This window comes from Kitasatospora sp. NPDC048296, assembly GCF_043201815.1.
Taxonomy (GTDB): domain Bacteria; phylum Actinomycetota; class Actinomycetes; order Streptomycetales; family Streptomycetaceae; genus Kitasatospora.
On the sequence record NZ_JBICZB010000029.1, the window covers coordinates 73,919 to 92,194 of the forward strand.

Below are 18,276 nucleotides of genomic sequence, written 5' to 3' on the forward strand. Positions count from 1 at the left end.
AGGTGGCGTCCGGACCGCCTTGAGTCCTCCTTCGCACCGCCCGCGCGCGATGACTCGGCGAGCCCTGGCGGTCGCCCGGCCGCCCCCACCCGCTACGGTGGAGGCCATGCCCGAAGCCGAGCGTGACACCCCCTGCGGCCTGCACCTCTTCTGGGACGAGGCCGTCACCGCCTACGACTTCGGCCCTGGCCACCCGATGGACCCGACCCGGCTGGCGCTCACCATGCGCCTCGTCGAGGCCCTCGGGCTGAGCACCGGGCCCGGCGTGACCGTCCGGTCCGCACCGCCCGCCGGGGACTCCACCCTGCGGCTGGTGCACACCGGGGAGTACGTCGAGGCGGTCAAGCGCGCCGCCGCGCACCCCGAGCAGCCGGACCTCCGGCACGGGCTCGGCACCGACGACAACTGGGCCTTCCCGGCGGTCCATTCGGCCTCCGCGCTGATCGCCGGCCAGTCCGTGGCCGCCGCCGAGGCGGTCTGGCGCGGCGAGACCCCGCACGCCGTCAACTTCGCTGGCGGGCTGCACCACGCGATGCCCGACAAGGCCTCCGGCTTCTGCATCTACAACGACCCGGCCCTCGCCATCGCCCGGCTGCTGGAACTCGGCGCCGAGCGGGTCGCCTACGTCGACGTGGACGTCCACCACGGCGACGGCGTCCAGCGGGCCTTCTGGAACGACCCCCGGGTGCTGACGATCTCGCTGCACGAGCACCCCGCCACGCTCTTCCCGCAGACCGGCTGGCCCACCGAGACCGGCGGCCCGGACGCCCCCGGCACCGCCGCCAACCTGCCGCTGCCGGCCGGCACCGGCGACTCCGGCTGGCTGCGCGCCTTCCACGCCCTGGTGCCGGAGCTGCTCAGCGCCTTCCGGCCGCAGATCCTGGTCACCCAGCACGGCGCGGACACCCACCTGGAGGACCCGCTCGCCCACCTCGCCGTCACCGTGGACGCCCAGCGGCTGATCGCCGAGGAACTGCACGACCTCGCCCACCAGCTGACCGGCGGCCGCTGGGTGGCCACCGGCGGGGGCGGCTACGCCGTGGTGGACGTCGTCCCGCGCACCTGGACCCACCTGGTCGCCACCGCCGCCGGCCGGCCCGTCGACCCGGCCACCGAGACTCCCGAGCCCTGGCGCGCCGAGGTCTACCGCCGCACCCGCCGCCCGGCCCCGCTGCGGATGACCGACGGCGCCCGCCCGTCCTGGCGTGACTTCGAATCGGGTTACGATCCGGCCGACCGGCTCGATCAGGCCATCCTCGCCAGCCGCCGCGCGGTGTTCCCCCACCACGGCCTGCTGGCCTGAATCCGCCGCCCCGGTCGCGCGCCGGCCGGGCCGTGCGTACCCCCATTGGTGCGAACCGCCGAGCGGCTACGTACTGCAACAGTCCTATCTCTCACCGTACGAGGACTGCACTTCCCCTCTTCCCACTGGTACCACCCATAACTACTCTGGGGATACACGTGTGCCGGTGGAGTCACCGGAGGGGAAGCCGGTGCCTTGCACACGGGTAAGGGTCGGGTGATGGTCATGAGTTCCGGCGAACGCCCCCTGCAGGAAGTCGTCTTCCTGACCGTGGCAGAGGTTGCCGCAGTCATGCGGGTGTCCAAGATGACCGTGTACCGGTTGGTGCACAGCGGAGAGCTGCCGGCCATCCGGGTCGGACGCTCGTTCCGGGTGCCCCAGCAGGCGGTGCACGAGTACCTCAAGGAGTCCTACGTGCGGCTTGAGAGCGCGTAGCCCCTGGTCGGGCGGGGGCGGGTCCACGACCGTGGATCCGTCCCCGTTCGCCCGGGATTTCCCGCGAGTTTCCCGGTTGCCGGGAGCGCGATTTACAGCCCCGGCCAGGCGGACGGTAGGCTAGGCCCTCACGTCAGTCGTATGGACTCCGTCTCTCACGGACGAGAGTCTCAGTGAGCGAGGGTTGTTCCGTGGGCTCTGTCATCAAGAAGCGTCGCAAGCGTATGGCCAAGAAGAAGCACCGCAAGCTTCTGAAGCGCACCCGCGTTCAGCGTCGCAACAAGAAGTAAGCGCCCCCGGCCGCGCCCAGCGCGCCCAGCGCTTCCACCGCCCGCCCCGGCCCTCGTGGCCAGGGCGGGCGGTGTCGTTTCACGGCCCGGCGCGGCAGCGCGGTACGGTGCACGCAGGCCGCTCGGGTCAGGGAAATGGGGTGCAGCACCGTGGGTGTCGTCGTGCTCGTCACCGGTGTGGCACGCCATCTCGGTGCCCGCTTCGCCGCCGAGGTCCGCCGCCGCCCCGGCGTGGACCGGGTCGTCGGCGTGGACGTGCTGCCGCCCGGGGTGCCGGTCGAGGAGCCGGACGGCCCGGCCGCCCCGTACACCTTCCACCAGCTCGACCTGCGCCGCCCCGCGGTCTCCCGGGTGATCGCCGAGCACCGGGTGGACACCGTGGTGCACCTCAGCGTCAGCGCCACCGGCCTGGGCTCCACCAACCGCTCCGCGGTGAAGGAGTCCAACGTCATCGGCACCATGCAGCTGCTCGGCGCCTGCCAGAAGGCCCCCGGGGTGCGCCGGCTGGTGGTGAAGTCCACCACCGGCGTCTACGGCTCCGCGCCCCGCGACCCGGCGGTGTTCACCGAGCGGCTCCAGCCGAAGGACCCGCCCGGCGGCGGCTTCGCCAAGGACGCGGCCGAGGTCGAGGGCTACGTACGCGGCTTCGCCCGCCGCCGCCCGGACGTCGCGGTGACGGTGCTGCGCTTCGCCAACATCGTCGGCCCGCACGCCGACACCCCGCTCAGCGAGTACTTCGCGCTGCCGGTGCTGCCGACCGTGCTCGGCTACGACCCCCGGCTGCAGTTCGTGCACGAGGACGACGCGGTCGCGGTGCTCTGCCGGGCCGCCGACGAGCCCGCGCCGGACACCGTCAACACCGGGACCTTCAACGTGGCCGGGGAGGGCGTCCTGCTGCTCTCCCAGTGCGCCCGCCGGCTCGGCCGCCCCACCCTGCCGCTGCTGCTGCCCGCGGTCAGTTGGATGGCCGTGCTGGCCCGGCAGACCCGGCTGGTGGACGTCTCGCCCGAGCAGCTGCGGCTGCTCACCCACGGCCGGGTGGTGGACACCACGCGGCTGCGGGAGACCTTCGGCTACCGCCCGGTGTTCAGCACGCCGGAGGCCTTCGCCGACTTCGCCGCCGCCCGGGGCCCCGGCCTGCTGCCGCCCGAGCGGCTGGCCGCCGTCGCAGACCGGCTGACCGCCCTGCTCGGCCCGGAGGAGCCCGCCCCCGCCGCGCCGAACGTCGTACCGAACCGTCCCCGCCGTCCGAGGAGCTGAAGCCGCGATGAGTGCCGCCGCCGACAACGCGCCGGGCGAGGCCAAGGTCATCCCGATCGAGACCGCCCCCAGTTGGACGTCCCCCGAGGGCCCCGGGCTGGCCGACCGGCTCGCCGGGGCCGTCGGCGGGGCGCTGTCCGGGCAGCTCGGCCCGGTGGCGACCCGGCTGTTCGGCAAGGGCTGGGAGGGCCGGGCCACCGAGGGACTGGCCTTCCTGCGCCGCCGGATCACCGGCGACTACGAGGTGGACGAGTTCGGCTTCGACCGGGAGCTCACCGAGGAGGTGCTGCTCTCGCTGCTGCGCCCGCTGGCCGAGAAGTACTTCCGGATCGACGTCCAGGGGATCGAGAACATCCCGGCCGAGGGCGGCGCGCTGATCGTCGCCAACCACTCCGGGACGATCCCGCTGGACGCCCTGATGACCCAGGTGGTCATCCACGACCACCACCCGCACCGCCGGCACCTGCGGATGCTCGCCGCCGACCTGGTCTTCGTCCTGCCGGGCATCAACGAGTTGGCCCGCAAGGCCGGCCACACCCTGGCCTGCAACGAGGACGCCCAGGCGCTGCTGGAGCGCGGCGAGGTCGTCGGGGTCTGGCCGGAGGGCTTCAAGGGCATCGGCAAGCCGTTCGCCGAGCGCTACAAGCTCCAGCGCTTCGGCCGCGGCGGCTTCGTCTCCTCGGCGCTGCGGGCGAGGGCGCCGATCGTGCCGTGCTCGATCGTCGGGGCGGAGGAGACCTACCCGATGATCGGCAACGTGAAGACGCTGGCCCGGCTGCTGGGCCTGCCGTACGTCCCGATCACGCCGACCTTCCCGTGGCTGGGGCCGCTCGGGATGCTGCCGCTGCCGACCAAGTGGACGATCCGCTTCGGCGAGCCGATCGCCACCGACGGATACCCGGCGGAGGCGGCGGACGACCCGATGCTGGTCTTCGACCTGGCCGACGAGGTGCGCGAGACCATCCAGCACAGCCTGTACCAGCTACTGGTGCAGCGGCGCTCGGTGTTCTTCTGACGGTCCGCACGGCGAAGGGCCCCGGCGACGCCGGGGCCCTTCGCCGTGCGTCGGTCAGCTGCCGCCGAGGATCCGCAGGCCGGGCAGCAGGCCCGGGATCAGCGGGGGCACGTCCACGCCCTGCGGCGTCGCGCCGGGCACGGTGCTGGGCGTGCCGGACGGCTGCGGCGCCTGCGGCGGGGCCGCGTCGGCGCTCGGCGAGGGCTTGCCGGCACCGCCGGTGAGCCCGTTGGTGAGGCCGCCGACCAGCCCGTTGACCGCGTCCGGGGCGCTGGTGGGCAGGGTGCCCGACAGGCCGCCGCCCTTGGCACCGCCGCCGGCGGTGGAGCCGGCGCCGGGGTTGCCCGGGGCGTGCGCCGTGCTGCCGGGGCGGTTGGCGCCGTTGCCCGTGTCGGTGCCGCCCTGGGACTGGTCGGAGCCCGGCGCGGCGCCGGCGCCGTTGGCGGGGGAGCCCGCCGGGGAGCCGCCGGTCGAGGAGGACGAGTCGTCGCCCGCTCCGTTGCCGGCCGGGCCACCGCTCTTGGCGGGCGGCTGGACCAGGCGCAGGGGCGCGACGTCCTCGCTCATGTCGTCGAAGAGCTGGTTCACCAGGTGCGCCTGCTCGGTGAGTTGGACCGGCAGCCGACCCTGCAGCTCGCTCCAGCGGCCGTCCTCGTCGTGGGCGAAGCCGGCCAGCGCGCGCATCGGGTCGAGCGAGCCGTTGCTGCGGTAGACCGAACGCAGCAGCTCACGACCCTTGAGGGCGTCGGCGTGCATGTCGTCCAGCGCCCGGCGGACCCGGTCGACGGTGGACGGGCTGAGCGCGCCCGCCGGATCGCCGTGGCCGACCAGGGCGTTGGCCTCGCCGAGCCGGGTGGCGGCGTTGTCCAGCAGCAGCTCGCCACGCTCGGAGTCGGAGCCGGCCAGGTCGAGCCGCAGTCCTTCGAGGCCGCGCTTCATGCCGTACAGCGTGTCCCCGGGGAGGGCGTTGGAGCTCGCGGCGGCGGCACCGGCCAGGCTGCCGACGGCGAGTCCGGCGACGAGCCCGCCGATCGCGAAGCGGCGGCTCCACCGGCCGCGCGGCGCCGTCCGAGCCGCCCGGCGCCGGTGCTGCCGGGGCACCGTGGCGCCCGGTCCGCCCGCGAAGGCCTGCTCGAACGCGGCCATCAGCTGGGTGCGTTGGACCGTCCGGACCTCCTGGTCCAGCGTCGGCCGGGCCACCGCTCCCAGTGCGTCGGCCAAGCCGACCAGTTCCGCCATCGCGACCGAACCGGCTTCGGTGCCAGCGGTGTTGGCCGATTCGGCGTTGGCCGCGCGGCGTTGCTCCGCCTGGTGGGCCTCCAGCGCCTCGGCGAAGGCCTTCGCCCGCCGGTGCTCAAGCACGTTTGCCGTCACGGGCCACACCTCCCTTCGTCGTTGTCGACACCCCGGCCAGCCGGACGGTTGCCTCGGCGGGCCAAAGCCACTCCATCGGGTGATAGGTCGCAGTTCGGCTTGACCGTGCGCCTGGTGGGGGCTTGCATGCTGGCCAACGAGCGGTGTGGGCGGTCGGTTACGCAACGCCGATCATCGGATCGACCGTTCACCCGGACGTGTCGATCGGGGACCCGTGGTGACGACCGGTCGAGCGGTCGCCGGGCTGTCGCCCCGTCGGTCACCGCCGCCTCACCGCGCGTCGGGCGGGAGGAGCCGGGCCAGGGTGCGGACGGCGCGGTACTGGAGGGTCTTGATCGCGCCCTCGTTCTTGCCCATGATCCGCGCCGTCTCGGCCACCGAGAGGCCCTGCAGGAAGCGCAGCGTCACGCACTCCTGCTGCTGCGGGTTGAGCCGGCGCACCGCGTCCAGCAGGGCGGCGTTGGAGAGCGACTCCAGTACCGACTCCTCCGGGCTGCGCTCGCACTCGTTGGAGTCGAGCATCTCGCCGGTGGTGACCTCCAGCCGGAACCGGCTGGACTTGAAGTGGTCGGCGACCAGGTTGCGGGCGATGGTGACCAGCCAGGCACCGAAGTCCCGGCCCTGCCAGGTGAAGGTACCGATCCGGCGCAGCGCGCGCAGGAACGTCTCGCTGGTGAGGTCCTCGGCGGTGGCCCGGCTGCCGACCCGGTAGTAGATGTACCGGTAGACGGTGTCCGCGTAGTGGTCGTAGAGGCGGCCGAAGGCCTCGCTCTCGCCGGCCTGGGCCCGCTCGACCAGCTCCATGATCGGGTTGTGCTCGGTCTCGTAACCGGGGCTGGGCGCCGTGCGGGTGCGGCTGCGGCCGACGCCGGTGCTGCCGGTGCGGCTGCGCGAGCCGGTGCCGGCCGAGCCGGCGGCGGTGGTGCGCAGTGCCACCCCGGGGCCGTGCTGGTGGCCGAACGGCACGCCGGCGGGCACGAGTTGGGGCGAGGCGACGAGCTGGCTGCGGAGCAGGTTGCGCAGCAGGTCCAGGCCGGTGGAGATCTGCCGCTCGGCGGTCGGCCGGCCGGGCAGGCCGGTGCGGGGGCGCAGGGGCGCGGACGACGGGCGGGAGGGTGCAGGCGCGTCGTTCCGGACGGGTGGGTACACGGGACTCCCAGAGGCAGAACTGTGGACGGATCACCTCCGCCTGCGCGGAGAGCACGCCCCCTGGCGTCCGTTCGAGCGGGACACGTGGGTGACGTGCATCCAGGAGAGAATAACGCTTTGTGCAATGACAGCTACACCGTGTGGTCGAAGTGGTCGTTTGAGATCCATTTGTTGTGCATATTCGGCTGACACTGACCGGAGATGTCATCGTTCATCCGGCTCAACGTGACCGTTCGGGCGCCCAGAGTGACCAATTCGGTGGTTCTGCGGGCGGTTTCCCAGCCCTGGGGCCCGGCAACCCCTGACTTTCCCGGCCTGGCGAACGATCAGAACCGGTCACCGGCTGGCAGGTTCGCACGGCGCTCCCGGACGGCCCTGCGGGGAAGGGGAGTTCGCTCGTACGAGGGGCCAGGTCAGAGGCCTGGTTGACGTCTGATCACCCGCCCGGGGGAAGGCCCGCGCAGGGGTGTCCGCGGCCGTGCGGAGGGGAGTTCAGCCGCGCCGGCGACGGCGTCGCAACGCCACCCCGGCCGCCGTCGCACCGCCCAGCACCCCGACCGCGGCCGCCGCCGGCAACCCCACCCGGGCCGCCTTGCGCCCGGTCCGGAAGTCCCGCACCCGCCAGCCCTGCGCCCGGGCGTGCCGCCGCAGCGCGCCGTCCGGGTTCACCACGTACGGGTGGCCGACCAGCGAGAGCATCGGGATGTCGTTGGCCGAGTCGCTGTACGCGGCGCAGCGGTCGAGGTCGAGCCGCTCGCGCCGGGCCAGCGCGCGCACCGCGGCGGCCTTGGCCGGGCCGTGCAGCAGGTCGCCGACCAGCCGGCCGGTGTAGGCGCCGTCCCGGGCCTCGGCGACGGTGCCGAGCGCGCCCGTCATGCCGAGCCGCCGGGCGATGATCCGGGCCACCTCCAGCGGGGCGGCGGTGACCAGCCAGACCCGCTGGCCGGCGTCCAGGTGCATCTGGACCAGGGCGCGGGTGCCGGGCCAGATCTTGTCGGCCACGACCTGCTCGAAGATCTCCTCGCAGATCGCCTCCAGATCGGCGGTGGGCTTGCCGGCGACGATCCCGAGGGCGGTGTTCCGGGCGTCCGAGATGTGGTCCGGGTCCTCCGTGCCGTGCAGCCGGAACAGCGCCTGCTGCCAGCCGAAGCGGGCGATGTCGCGGCGGGTGAGGAAGCCGCGGCGGTAGAGGCCGACCCCGAGGTAGAAGATCGCGGCGCCGCGCAGGATGGTGTTGTCGCAGTCGAAGAAGGCGGCGGCGCGGGGGTCGTCCGGGTCGGGGGTGTGGTTCTCGACCGGGGCCTTGGGCGCCTTCCCGGGCCGGCCCGCCGCCGGGGCGTCGGCCGCCGGGGCGTCGGCGCGGGCGGGAACGGGCCGGGGCTCGGTGCGCAGCGCGGCCTCGGCCGCCTCGGCGGCGGCCTCGCCGGCCTCGGTCACGGCCTCGGCCGCCGGGGCGCTCCGCGCGGTGGTGGAGCGCTTCGCCTGGGTGAGCCTTCGGAGCACGGCCATGTCACCGAGCATAGCCAGCCGGGCGGGGAGTGGCCGTGACGGAGCCGTGCCCACCCGGTGAACAGCTGCCGCGACCCCCGCCCCGGGTGCTCCGGAGGCGGGCGGACGGGTGGCGGACAATGGCCCGGTGAGCCCACTGCTGCGACGTAAGAGCCCCCAGCCGGCCGACCGTACCGTGACCCTGGTCGGCAAGCCCGGCTGCCACCTGTGCGACGAGGCCCGGGAGGTGATCGTCCGGGTGACGGCGGAGCTGGGCGCGACCTTCGAGGAGAAGGACATCACCCAGGACGAGGAGCTGTACCGCCGCTACTGGGAGCAGATCCCGGTCACCCTGATCGACGGCCGCCAGCACGACTTCTGGCGGGTCGACGAACGCCGCCTGCGCACCGCCCTCGGCGCCTGAGGTGTGGGCCCGTCCGGCGGATCCTCGCCGGACGGGCCGACGTCCGTCCGTACACCACCGCCCCCGCCGACCGGCGGGGGTGGTTCGCCGAATCGTTGCCGAAGACACCCCGTTTCGCCTTGGGGCGGGGCGCCGCGGTCGGCTTACGATCGAACGCGTTTGCGCCCATGGGGGGCTGAGCACACGAGGAGTGCCGCCATGCTTCCCCGCCCGACCCCTGGGATGCCCGCAGCCCCGCAGGGCGACCGGGGCTTCGCCGTGGTGGACGTGGAGGCGACCGGCCGCAGCCCGTGGCGGCACCGGGTGGTCGAGATCGCGGTGGTGCTGCTGGACGAGCGGCTCCGCCCCGAGGGCGAGTTCGCCACCCTGCTGGACCCGCTGGGCCCGGTCGGCCCGACCCATGTGCACCGGATACGCCAGACCGACGTCGAGGGTGCCCCGCGCTTCAGGGAGATCGCCCCGAGGTTGCTGGAGCTGCTGGCCGGCCGGGTGCTGGTCGGCCATCACGTCAGCTGCGACCACGCCTTCCTGGACCGCGAATTCGCCCGGATCGGGGTGCCGCTGCCGCCCGTCCCGCTGCTGTGCACCATGCGGCTGGCCCGGGAGCACCTGCCGCAGGCCCGCGGCCACGGCCTGGCGGCCTGCGTGGAGGCGGCCGGCCTCGGCTGGTACCCGGCGCACACCGCGCTGGGCGACGCCCGGGTGACCGCCGAGCTGTTGCTGCACTGCCTGGGCGCCCCGTCCTGCCCGCCGGACGACTGGGCCGGCCCGCTGCGCGAGGCCGCCCGGGTGCCCTGGCCCCGGCTGGGCCGGGCGCGCTCCCGCCCGTCCGGGACGGCCGTCCCGCTGCTGCGCCGGGAGACGTCGTACGGCCCCTGGCTGCCCGGTCCCCAGGCCCCGGAAGTGGTCCTGACCAAGGCCGGTGCTATGAGCTCGACGGCGTGATGCGTGTCACTGTGCGTGGACAAAACGGACACCATCTTTGTGCACACGTTCACAAACGCATAGCCTGGCTGTCAAAGCCCAGCTTCACCCACAGGAGCACCGTGGCAATCGGCCGATCACCACAGAGCAGTTCGCAGACGCCCGACCAGGGCGCCGCGCGCCGACCCTCGCGTGCCCGGGGCATCCCGGAGGCGACCGTCGCCCGCCTGCCCCTCTACCTGCGGGCCCTCACCGCGCTCTCCGAGCGCTCGGTGCCGACCGTCTCCTCCGAGGAGCTGGCCGCCGCGGCCGGCGTGAACTCGGCCAAGCTGCGCAAGGACTTCTCCTACCTCGGCTCCTACGGCACCCGCGGCGTCGGCTACGACGTCGAGTACCTCGTCTACCAGATCTCCCGCGAGCTCGGCCTGACCCAGGACTGGCCGGTCGTCATCGTCGGCATCGGGAACCTCGGGCACGCCCTCGCCAACTACGGCGGCTTCGCCTCCCGCGGATTCCGGGTCGCCGCCCTGTTGGACGCCGACCCCAACGTGGTCGGTTCCACCGCGGCCGGACTCCCGGTGCGCCACATGGACGAGCTGGAGTCGATCGTCGAGAGCCAGCACGTCTCCATCGGCGTGATCACCACCCCGCCCGGCGCCGCCCAGCAGGTCTGCGACCGGCTGGTCGAGGCCGGCGTCACCAGCATCCTCAACTTCGCCCCGACCGTGCTGACCGTCCCGGACGGCGTGGACGTGCGCAAGGTGGACCTCTCCATCGAGCTGCAGATCCTCGCCTTCCACGAGCAGCGCAAGGCCGGTGAGGAGCCGGACCGCACCGAGTCGGTGCTGGACCGCGCCCCCGGTCCGGTCCGGGCCGCGGCCGCCAAGCTGCGCCGCGCGGCCGGCGGCGGCAACGGCAAGGGCCGCGCCGGCGAGCCGGCGGCCAAGGACCAGGCCGAGCAGTCGGCCAAGGGCAAGTCCGCCAAGGGCGGCGAGGGCGAGCTGTCCGCGGTGATGCCCGCATGAACACCGAGAGCTGTGGGGGGCGGGCATGAGTCTTCTCGTCGTCGGACTGAGCCACCGGACGGCACCGGTCGGCGTGCTGGAGCGCGCCGCGCTGACCGGTGAGGTCCCGACCCGGCTGCTGCACGACGCGGCCGCCACCTCGACCGTCGCCGAGGCCGCGCTGCTCAACACGTGCAACCGGATCGAGCTGTACGCGGACGTGGACAAGTTCCACGCCGGCGTCGCCGAGCTGTCGCTGCTGCTGGCCCACCACAGCGGGGTGGACCTGGAGGAGCTGACCTCCCACCTGTACGTCCACTACGAGGACCGCGCCGTCCACCACCTGTTCTCGGTGGCCTGCGGCCTGGACTCGATGGTGGTCGGCGAGGGCCAGATCCTCGGCCAGCTGCGCGACGCGCTGGCCAAGGCCCAGGACGAGCACACCGCCGGGCGCGGCCTGAACGAGCTGTTCCAGCAGGCCCTGCGGGTCGGCAAGCGGGCGCACAGCGAGACCGGCATCGACAAGGCCGGCCAGTCGCTGGTCACCTTCGGCCTGGAGCAGGTCGCGGCGGGCGCGGGCGAGATCGCCGGCAAGCGCGCGCTGGTGGTCGGCGCCGGCTCGATGAGCTCGCTGGCCGCCGCCACCCTGGTCCGCTCCGGCGTCACCGACCTGCTGATCGCCAACCGGACCCCGGCCCGCGCCGAGCGCCTGGTCGAGATCCTCGGCCCGGACGTGGCCCGCACCCTCGACCTCGCCAAGGTGCCGCAGGCGCTGGCCGACGTCGACCTGGTGATCTCCTGCACCGGCGCGGCCGGCGTGGTGATCAAGGCCGAGGACGTGGCCGCCGCCGTCGCCCTCCGCAGCGCGCCAGAGCCGCTCGCCCTGCTCGACCTCGCCATGCCGCGCGACGTCGACCACGCGGTGCACGAGCTGGACGGCGCCCTGCTGGTCGACCTGGAGAGCCTCTCCCACGCGCACGCCGCCAGCCCCGGCGCCGGCGACGTCGACCAGGTCACCCGGATCGTCGCCGACGAGGTGACCGCCTTCGGCGCCGCCCAGCGGGCCGCCCGGATCGCGCCGACCGTGGTCGCGCTGCGGGCGATGGCCTCCGACGTGGTCGCCGCCGAGCTGGGCCGGCTGGACTCCCGGCTGCCCGACCTGGACGAGCGCTCCCGCGCCGAGATCACCCAGACCGTCCGTCGCGTCGTCGACAAGCTGCTGCACGCCCCGACCGTCCGGGTGAAGCAGCTGGCCGCCGAGCCCGGCGGCGCCTCCTACGCGGACGCCCTTCGCGAGCTGTTCGACCTCGACCCGGCGGCCGTGCACGCCGTGTCGGGCACGCCCGTCGGCGGCCGGCCCCAGCCCTCGGGCGGGGGCGCCAGATGAACCGTCAGCCATCCCACGAGTACCACCGGGACGATCACGTCATGAATGGTCAACCGCTCACCGAGCAGGCCCCCGGAGCCCCCGCCCTGCGGCTCGGCACCCGGCGCAGCGCGCTCGCCATGGCCCAGTCGGGCATGGTCGCCCGCGAGGTGACCAGGCTCACCGGGCGCCCCGTCGAGCTGGTCGAGATCACCACCTACGGCGACACCTCCCGGGAGGCGCTCGCGCAGATCGGCGGCACCGGCGTGTTCGTCTCCGCGCTGCGGGACGCGCTGCTGGAGGGCCGGATCGACTTCGCCGTGCACTCGCTCAAGGACCTGCCCACCGCCGCTCCCGAGGGCCTGGTGCTGGCCGCCGTCCCCGAGCGCGAGGACGTCCGGGACGCCCTGGTCGCGGCCGAGGGCCTGAACCTGGACGAGCTGGTGGAGAAGCTCGCCGGCGCCGGCCGCCCGGCCCGGATCGGCACCGGCTCGCCGCGCCGGATGGCCCAGCTGAACGCCTGGGCGATCGCCCGCGGCGCCCAGCTGGAGACCGTCGCGATTCGCGGCAACGTGGACACCCGGATCGGCTACGTGACCGGCGGTGAGCTGGACGCGGTCGTGCTGGCCACGGCCGGCCTCAACCGGCTCGGCCGCAGCGCCGAGATCTCCCAGCACCTGGACCCCGAGCTGATGATCCCGGCCCCCGGCCAGGGCGCGCTCGCGATCGAGTGCACCGCCGCCGACACTGAGCTGGCCGCCGCGCTCGCCCTGCTGGACCACGCCCCCACCAGGGTCGCCGTGGCCGCCGAGCGCGCCCTGCTGGCCACCCTGGAGGCCGGCTGCTCGGCCCCGGTGGCCGCGCTGGCCACCTGGGGCCAGGAGAACGAACTGCGGCTGGACGGTGTGGTCGGCAACCCCGACGGCACCGCCCTGCTGAAGATGTCCGCCAACGGTCCGATCGTCCTCGACGAGACCGCCGAGCAGCAGGCGCGGGCCCTCGGCCACGCCCTGGCCGCCCGGCTGCTCGACGGGGGCGCGGCCGCCCTGATGGGGGAGCGAGCCCGATGAGCCCCACCGCCGCCACCGACGCCCTGTTCCCGGCCGGCCAGCCGACCGGACGGTGCACCTTCCTGGGCGCGGGCCCCGGGGACCCGGGTCTGCTGACCCTGCGCGCGGTCGAGGTGCTGTCCTCGGCCGACATCCTGGTGGCCGACCCGCTGACCGCAGCGGCCGTGCGTACCCACTGTCCGGCCGGTGTGCAGGTGCACACCCCGGCCGCCGAGGGCACCGACTTCGACCTGGCCAAGCTGGTCGCCGAGGCCGTCCGCTCCGGCAAGCACGTGGTCCGTACCGTCGACGGCGACCCGGGCCTGGACGGCTGCGCAGCCGAGGAGATGCTCAGCTGCGCGGGCGACGGGATCCCCTTCGAGGTGATCCCGGGCGTCGCCCAGTCGGTCGGCGTCCCGGCCTACGCGGGCGTCCCGCTGCGCGGCGCGGCCGGCGCCGACGTCCGCTTCGTGGACGGCGCCCAGCTGCTGTCCGGCGGCCCGGTCGACCTGGGCCCGCCGGAGACCACCCTGGTGGTCCGCACCACCCTGGGCCAGCTGCCGGCCACCGCCAACGCGCTGGTCTCCAACGGCCGCAAGCCGGATTCGGCGCTGAGCGCCACCCTCTCCGGCACCACCACCCGCCAGCGGACCTTCACCTCCACGCTGTCCGCCATCGCGGCCGACCTGAAGGCCGCCCGGGTGCTGCCCTCGCCGGTCTCCGCCCCGGTGGACCCGGCGACCTCGGTGATAGCCGTGGTGGGCGAGCAGGTCGCCCACCGCGCCTCGCACTCGTGGTTCGAGACCAAGCCGCTGTTCGGCTGGAACGTCCTCGTGCCGCGCACCAAGGAGCAGGCCCACGGCCTGTCCGAGCAGCTGCGCTCGTACGGCGCGGTGCCGCAGGAGGTGCCGACCATCGCGGTCGAGCCGCCGCGCACCCCGCAGCAGATGGAGCGGGCCATCAAGGGCCTGGTCACCGGCCGCTACGAGTGGATCGCCTTCACCTCGGTGAACGCCGTCCGCGCCGTCCGGGAGAAGTTCGAGGAGTACGGCCTGGACGCCCGCGCGTTCGCCGGCATCAAGGTCGCGGCGGTCGGCGAGACCACCGCGCAGGCCCTGGTGGACTTTGGCGTGAAGCCGGACCTGGTGCCCTCCGGCGAGCAGTCCGCGGCCGGGCTGCTGGAGGACTGGCCGCCGTACGACCCGGTCTTCGACCCGATCGACCGGGTGCTGCTGCCGCGCGCCGACATCGCCACCGAGACCCTGGTGGCCGGCCTGGTCGAGCTCGGCTGGGAGGTCGACGACGTGACGGCGTACCGGACGGTGCGCGCCTCGCCGCCGCCGGCCGAGACCCGTGAGGCGATCAAGGGCGGCGGCTTCGACGCGGTGCTGTTCACCTCGTCCTCGACCGTCCGGAACCTGGTCGGCATCGCCGGCAAGCCGCACAACGTCACGGTCATCGCCTGCATCGGCCCGGCCACCGCCAAGACCGCCGAGGAGCACGGCCTGCGGGTCGACGTGATGGCTCCGGCGCCGTCGGCGGGGGCGCTGGCCCAGGCGCTGGCAGACTTCGGGGCCAAGCGCCGCGACACCGCGACGGCTGCGGGCGAGCCGGTCTACCGGCCCAGCGAGCGCCGTCCGGGCTCGCGCCGCAAGGCCCGCTGAGGGTCCCCATCAGTGTGCCGGGGGCGGCGGTTCACTGCCCCCGGCACGGCACAACCGTTCGGAGAGAGAAGCCGTGTCCGCTGAATTCCCGTACGTTCGCCCCCGTCGGCTGCGCCAGAGCCCGGCGATGCGCCGCCTGGTCGCCGAGACCCGGCTGCACCCGGCGGAGCTGATCCTGCCCGCCTTCGTCAGCGAGGGAATCACCGAGCCGAAGCCGATCACCTCGATGCCCGGCGTGGTCCAGCACACCCGGGACTCCCTGCGGAAGGCCGCGGTGGAGGCCGCCGAGGCCGGCGTGGGCGGCATCATGCTGTTCGGCCTGCCCGAGGTGAAGGACGCCGTCGGTTCCGAGGGGACCAATCCGGACGGGATCCTGCAGCAGGCCATCCGCGACGTGGTCGCGGAGGTCGGCGACCAGCTGGTGGTCATGTCGGACCTCTGCCTGGACGAGTTCACCGACCACGGCCACTGCGGCGTGCTGGCCGAGGACGGCAGCGTGGACAACGACGCGACCCTGGCGCGCTACGCCGAGATGGCCGTGGTCCAGGCCGAGGCCGGTGTCCACATGGTCGGCCCGTCCGGCATGATGGACGGCCAGATCGCCGTCATCCGAGGGGCGTTGGACGAGGCCGGTCACCAGGACGTCAGCGTCCTCGCCTACACCGCCAAGTACGCCTCCGCGCTGTACGGCCCGTTCCGCGAGGCCGTCAACTCCTCGCTCAAGGGCGACCGCAAGACCTACCAGCAGGACCCGGCCAACGCCCGCGAGGCCCTGCGCGAGCTGGAGCTGGACCTCGCCGAGGGTGCGGACCTGGTGATGGTCAAGCCGGCCATGCTGTACCTGGACGTCCTGCGGCGGGTCGCCGACGTATCGCCGGTGCCGGTGGCCGCGTACCAGATCTCCGGCGAGTACTCGATGGTCGAGGCGGCCGCCGCCAACGGCTGGATCGAGCGGGAGCGCACCATCCTGGAGACGCTCACCTCGATCCGCCGGGCCGGCGCCGAGCAGATCCTGACGTACTGGGCGGTCGAGGCCGCCGCGATGCTCAAGTAGGGCTGCCCGTACAGCGGAAGGCCGGGCAGCTCCCCACAGGGGGCTGCCCGGCCTTCCGGCGTACTACTTCCAGCCGTCGATGTGCGCGAAGCCCGCGCCCTTGCCGACCAGGTCGTCGGAAGTGGCAGCGCCGCCGGCGAAACCGCCGGCGACGATGTCGGAGGTGTGGGCGACGCCGAACCCGCCGCCGGCCACGAACGGCTGGTCGGCCGAGGCGGCGATGCCGCCGCCGCCCTCAAGGCCGACGTGCGCGAACGCCGGGGTGGCGGCGCCGGCGAGCGCCAGCGCGGCGGTGGCGGTCAGGGCGGCCTTGGCCAGCTTGCTCTTCATGGATCTGCCCTCTCTGTGGGAGCGCCCCCGTGGGCGCTCTGCCTCTGACTCGTGATCACATCCCGCCCGTCCGGCCCGGCGCCCCACGCACCGGGCCGGACGGGCGCTCATCCGGCCGAGCCGTCGGCCCGGTCGGATTCCTCGTCCCGCAAGCCCGGAGGGCCCGGGGAGACCTTCCTCCCCGGGCCCTCCGTCCGTGCCATGCCCCTTGATCAGCCGATCAGGTGCGAGACGCCCGCGTCGCCCGAGGACTGGGTGTTCTGGCCGACGTTGCAGATCTGCTTCGGGGTGCTGTTCAGGATCGGCACCTCGACCGGAACCGCGACGCCGGCGGCGGCGACGGCGATGTTGTGGATCTCCGGCAGGCAGATGTTCGGGTTGTCCAGGGTGTGGAAGTTCGGGCTGTTGTCGCCGTGGGTGCCGGTGTGGTTGGTGCCGCCGTTGCCCTGAACGGAGGTGGCGGCGCCGTCCGAGTCGGCGATGGCGGAAGCCGAGCCGGCGGACATCGCGATGGCGGCGGCGGCCAGGCCGGCGGCGGCGAGGGACTTCTTGATCATTTCCGGTTTTCCTCTCAAAGGTGAATCGGGGAGCGATTCGAGGGTGGTTCGAGGGGTGGTGCGGGGGAGAGCTGCTGGGGGAGCGGTCAGCCGACCAGGTGGGACACGCCTGCGTCGCCGTGACTCTGGGTGCCCTGGCCCTGGGTGCAGAACTGCTTGCCACCGCTGTTGGCGATCGGGACCTCGACCGGGACGGCGACGCCGGCGACGGCGACGGCGATGTTGTGGATCTCGGGGAGGCAGACGTTCGCGTTGTCCAGGAAGTGGAAGTTCGGGCTGTTGTCGCCGACGGTGCCGGTGAAGTTGGTGCCGCCGTTGCCCTCGACCGAGGCCGCGGCGCCGTCCGAGTTGGCGATGGCGGAAGCGGGGGCGGCGGCACCGGCCAGCGCGGCGACGGCCAGGCCGGCGGCGGCGAAGGACTTCTGGATCATGGGGAGATCCCTCTCTGAAATGCTTTCGGTTTCCGTGCATAGCAACGGCGTGGCAACGCTTAGAGCGCTCAGACCCGGTCTGCAGTCACTGACGTCCAGATCAAAGAATGACGGCACGGAAGGTTACGGGGATTTTTGAAAAGAGTCCGGGAGGCGCGTCCAAGGGTGGTTTCTGATCGGATTATTAGGCTGAATCGGTTAACGCCCGCAATCCGAACTCGCGGTCACTCGTTGAGGCAGATTGTTTTCCGGCTGCGGCCCCGCAGCCCTTCCTCTGGATCTCCAGTACGCCTTCAGTACGGACAGGCAGAACGGTGAAAAGCATGAAGTTCTCCAAGCGGGCCGGCGCGATGCTGCTGGCGGTCGGTGCGGGCGTGCTCGCCTCCCAGGGCGCGGCCTGCGCCGCCCCGGCAAGCCCCGACCAGGTCGGAGCCCTGGAGGACAAGCTGGCCACCCAGCAGGTCCCGGCGGACGTGCCGCTCGCCCCGCTGGGCAGCCACCTCCACTCCGGCATCCCGACCTCGCTGCTCATGCCGCCGGTGCCCGGCCGGACCACCGACAACGGGCTGCTCCCGGACCACCTGGTGCCCCAGCTGGCCACCGGCAAGGTCGGCCCGAGCGCCAAGGCCCAGCTGCCGTTGCCGCTGGTCGACCAGGGTGCCGACCTCGGCGAGGTGCTGCTGGAGGCCCCGGCCGCGCCGCTGAACGCCAGGACCCCCGGCCTGGACGTCGGCAAGCCGCTGGCGCTGGTCCACGACGGCACCGGTCAGCTCGCCGACGGCCGCCTCAAGGTGGACGAGGTGGACCCCCGCCTGGTGCCCGGCGCCGTGCAGACCGTGCCCGGGGCGACCGCCAGCCTCGGCGGTGACAAGAGCCGGCTCTCCGTCACCGATGAGGTCAACGACCTGGCCGACACCACCACCGCGACGGCCACCGGCGTCCTGCGGCAGACCGACGTGACGGACACCGCCACCGGGACCGCCACCGGTCTCGTGCAGCAGAGCGGGCTGGCCGGCCTGACCAAGCTCTGAGCCGAGCCGCCCCGGACGCGGGGGGGGGCCGGGGCCCCCCCCCCCCGGGGGGGGCGGGGGGCCCCCCCGCCCCGCGCGCCGCCCGCCGGGGCCCCGGCCCGCCCCCGCCCCCCGGGGGGGGGGGTGGG

General features: G+C 73.8%; 19 protein-coding genes. 13 read left to right on the plus strand and 6 right to left on the minus strand.

Annotated elements, in window-relative coordinates:
* The first annotated feature begins 106 nt into the window (after nucleotides 1–106).
* The 5 genes from ACGF12_RS19245 to ACGF12_RS19265 all read left to right on the plus strand — a co-directional run bounded on the left by ACGF12_RS19245 (nucleotide 107) and on the right by ACGF12_RS19265 (nucleotide 4,303).
* Entirely contained in the window at nucleotides 107–1,303 is a 1,197-nt protein-coding gene (locus ACGF12_RS19245; protein WP_393031073.1) for an acetoin utilization protein AcuC, read from the plus strand.
* Between the two features lie 225 nt (nucleotides 1,304–1,528).
* The gene (locus ACGF12_RS19250; RefSeq protein ID WP_148644250.1) at nucleotides 1,529–1,738 is read left to right on the plus strand and encodes a helix-turn-helix domain-containing protein; all 210 of its coding nucleotides are present in this window, start codon (nucleotides 1,529–1,531) and stop codon (nucleotides 1,736–1,738) included.
* 191 nt (nucleotides 1,739–1,929) lie between these two features.
* On the plus strand, nucleotides 1,930–2,028 hold the full coding sequence (locus ACGF12_RS19255; RefSeq protein ID WP_003948845.1) for a 30S ribosomal protein bS22: 99 nt from the start codon (nucleotides 1,930–1,932) through the stop codon (nucleotides 2,026–2,028).
* Between the two features lie 150 nt (nucleotides 2,029–2,178).
* The gene (locus ACGF12_RS19260) at nucleotides 2,179–3,288 is read left to right on the plus strand and encodes an NAD-dependent epimerase/dehydratase family protein (RefSeq protein WP_393031076.1); all 1,110 of its coding nucleotides are present in this window, start codon (nucleotides 2,179–2,181) and stop codon (nucleotides 3,286–3,288) included.
* Between the two features lie 7 nt (nucleotides 3,289–3,295).
* Nucleotides 3,296–4,303 carry a lysophospholipid acyltransferase family protein gene (locus ACGF12_RS19265; protein ID WP_393031079.1) on the plus strand — a complete coding sequence of 336 codons (1,008 nt, stop codon included), beginning with the start codon at nucleotides 3,296–3,298 and terminating at the stop codon, nucleotides 4,301–4,303.
* Nucleotides 4,304–4,357: 54 nt separating this feature from the next.
* On the opposite strand, the gene ACGF12_RS19270 is transcribed toward ACGF12_RS19265, so the two are convergent.
* The 3 genes from ACGF12_RS19270 to ACGF12_RS19280 all read right to left on the minus strand — a co-directional run bounded on the left by ACGF12_RS19270 (nucleotide 4,358) and on the right by ACGF12_RS19280 (nucleotide 8,335).
* Nucleotides 4,358–5,677, minus strand: a complete 1,320-nt coding sequence (locus ACGF12_RS19270; RefSeq protein ID WP_393031082.1) for a DUF5667 domain-containing protein — start codon at nucleotides 5,675–5,677, stop codon at nucleotides 4,358–4,360.
* A gap of 270 nt (nucleotides 5,678–5,947) precedes the next feature.
* Entirely contained in the window at nucleotides 5,948–6,769 is an 822-nt protein-coding gene (locus tag ACGF12_RS19275) for an ECF subfamily RNA polymerase sigma factor, BldN family (protein WP_393031134.1), read from the minus strand.
* A gap of 549 nt (nucleotides 6,770–7,318) precedes the next feature.
* Nucleotides 7,319–8,335, minus strand: coding sequence for an HAD family hydrolase (locus ACGF12_RS19280; RefSeq protein ID WP_393031085.1), 1,017 nt, complete (start codon nucleotides 8,333–8,335; stop codon nucleotides 7,319–7,321).
* Between the two features lie 127 nt (nucleotides 8,336–8,462).
* Between ACGF12_RS19280 and ACGF12_RS19285 the strand changes: the two genes are divergently transcribed.
* From ACGF12_RS19285 to hemB, 7 genes are all read left to right on the plus strand, one after another.
* Nucleotides 8,463–8,738, plus strand: coding sequence for a glutaredoxin family protein (locus tag ACGF12_RS19285; RefSeq protein WP_355675793.1), 276 nt, complete (start codon nucleotides 8,463–8,465; stop codon nucleotides 8,736–8,738).
* A gap of 198 nt (nucleotides 8,739–8,936) precedes the next feature.
* The gene (locus tag ACGF12_RS19290; RefSeq protein ID WP_393031089.1) at nucleotides 8,937–9,683 is read left to right on the plus strand and encodes an exonuclease domain-containing protein; all 747 of its coding nucleotides are present in this window, start codon (nucleotides 8,937–8,939) and stop codon (nucleotides 9,681–9,683) included.
* A 101-nt stretch (nucleotides 9,684–9,784) separates the two neighbouring features.
* A complete protein-coding gene (locus tag ACGF12_RS19295; protein ID WP_387618605.1) occupies nucleotides 9,785–10,687 on the plus strand; it encodes a redox-sensing transcriptional repressor Rex in 903 nt (300 codons plus the stop codon).
* 25 nt (nucleotides 10,688–10,712) lie between these two features.
* Nucleotides 10,713–12,053, plus strand: coding sequence for a glutamyl-tRNA reductase (locus tag ACGF12_RS19300; protein WP_393031092.1), 1,341 nt, complete (start codon nucleotides 10,713–10,715; stop codon nucleotides 12,051–12,053).
* 41 nt (nucleotides 12,054–12,094) lie between these two features.
* On the plus strand, nucleotides 12,095–13,102 hold the full coding sequence (gene hemC, locus ACGF12_RS19305; RefSeq protein WP_393031095.1) for a hydroxymethylbilane synthase: 1,008 nt from the start codon (nucleotides 12,095–12,097) through the stop codon (nucleotides 13,100–13,102).
* Nucleotides 13,099–14,745, plus strand: coding sequence for a uroporphyrinogen-III synthase (locus ACGF12_RS19310; RefSeq protein WP_393031098.1), 1,647 nt, complete (start codon nucleotides 13,099–13,101; stop codon nucleotides 14,743–14,745). Before hemC ends, ACGF12_RS19310 begins: the two co-directional genes overlap by 4 nt.
* 73 nt (nucleotides 14,746–14,818) lie before the next feature.
* The gene (gene hemB / locus ACGF12_RS19315) at nucleotides 14,819–15,799 is read left to right on the plus strand and encodes a porphobilinogen synthase (protein ID WP_393031101.1); all 981 of its coding nucleotides are present in this window, start codon (nucleotides 14,819–14,821) and stop codon (nucleotides 15,797–15,799) included.
* Between the two features lie 63 nt (nucleotides 15,800–15,862).
* On the opposite strand, the gene ACGF12_RS19320 is transcribed toward hemB, so the two are convergent.
* The 3 genes from ACGF12_RS19320 to ACGF12_RS19330 all read right to left on the minus strand — a co-directional run bounded on the left by ACGF12_RS19320 (nucleotide 15,863) and on the right by ACGF12_RS19330 (nucleotide 17,117).
* The gene (locus ACGF12_RS19320) at nucleotides 15,863–16,129 is read right to left on the minus strand and encodes a hypothetical protein (RefSeq protein ID WP_393031104.1); all 267 of its coding nucleotides are present in this window, start codon (nucleotides 16,127–16,129) and stop codon (nucleotides 15,863–15,865) included.
* A gap of 212 nt (nucleotides 16,130–16,341) precedes the next feature.
* Nucleotides 16,342–16,686 (minus strand): rodlet layer protein, encoded by a 345-nt coding sequence (locus ACGF12_RS19325; protein ID WP_393031107.1) that lies wholly within the window; start codon nucleotides 16,684–16,686, stop codon nucleotides 16,342–16,344.
* Nucleotides 16,687–16,772: 86 nt separating this feature from the next.
* Entirely contained in the window at nucleotides 16,773–17,117 is a 345-nt protein-coding gene (locus tag ACGF12_RS19330) for a rodlet layer protein (RefSeq protein WP_393031110.1), read from the minus strand.
* Between the two features lie 323 nt (nucleotides 17,118–17,440).
* Here ACGF12_RS19330 and ACGF12_RS19335 point away from each other — a divergent pair, with 323 nt between their 5' ends.
* Entirely contained in the window at nucleotides 17,441–18,148 is a 708-nt protein-coding gene (locus tag ACGF12_RS19335) for a hypothetical protein (RefSeq protein WP_393031113.1), read from the plus strand.
* Nucleotides 18,149–18,276: the final 128 nt, after the last annotated feature.

Coding starts and splice junctions, on each gene's coding strand:
- ACGF12_RS19245 (WP_393031073.1), top strand. CDS start 107: ATGCCCGAAGCCGAGCGTGACACCCCCTGCGGCCTGCACCTCTTCTGG.
- ACGF12_RS19250 (WP_148644250.1), top strand. CDS start 1,529: ATGAGTTCCGGCGAACGCCCCCTGCAGGAAGTCGTCTTCCTGACCGTG.
- ACGF12_RS19265 (WP_393031079.1), top strand. CDS start 3,296: ATGAGTGCCGCCGCCGACAACGCGCCGGGCGAGGCCAAGGTCATCCCG.
- ACGF12_RS19280 (WP_393031085.1), bottom strand. CDS start 8,335: ATGGCCGTGCTCCGAAGGCTCACCCAGGCGAAGCGCTCCACCACCGCG.
- ACGF12_RS19290 (WP_393031089.1), top strand. CDS start 8,937: ATGCTTCCCCGCCCGACCCCTGGGATGCCCGCAGCCCCGCAGGGCGAC.
- ACGF12_RS19300 (WP_393031092.1), top strand. CDS start 10,713: ATGAGTCTTCTCGTCGTCGGACTGAGCCACCGGACGGCACCGGTCGGC.
- hemC (WP_393031095.1), top strand. CDS start 12,095: ATGAATGGTCAACCGCTCACCGAGCAGGCCCCCGGAGCCCCCGCCCTG.
- ACGF12_RS19310 (WP_393031098.1), top strand. CDS start 13,099: ATGAGCCCCACCGCCGCCACCGACGCCCTGTTCCCGGCCGGCCAGCCG.
- ACGF12_RS19320 (WP_393031104.1), bottom strand. CDS start 16,129: ATGAAGAGCAAGCTGGCCAAGGCCGCCCTGACCGCCACCGCCGCGCTG.
- ACGF12_RS19325 (WP_393031107.1), bottom strand. CDS start 16,686: ATGATCAAGAAGTCCCTCGCCGCCGCCGGCCTGGCCGCCGCCGCCATC.
- ACGF12_RS19330 (WP_393031110.1), bottom strand. CDS start 17,117: ATGATCCAGAAGTCCTTCGCCGCCGCCGGCCTGGCCGTCGCCGCGCTG.
- ACGF12_RS19335 (WP_393031113.1), top strand. CDS start 17,441: ATGAAGTTCTCCAAGCGGGCCGGCGCGATGCTGCTGGCGGTCGGTGCG.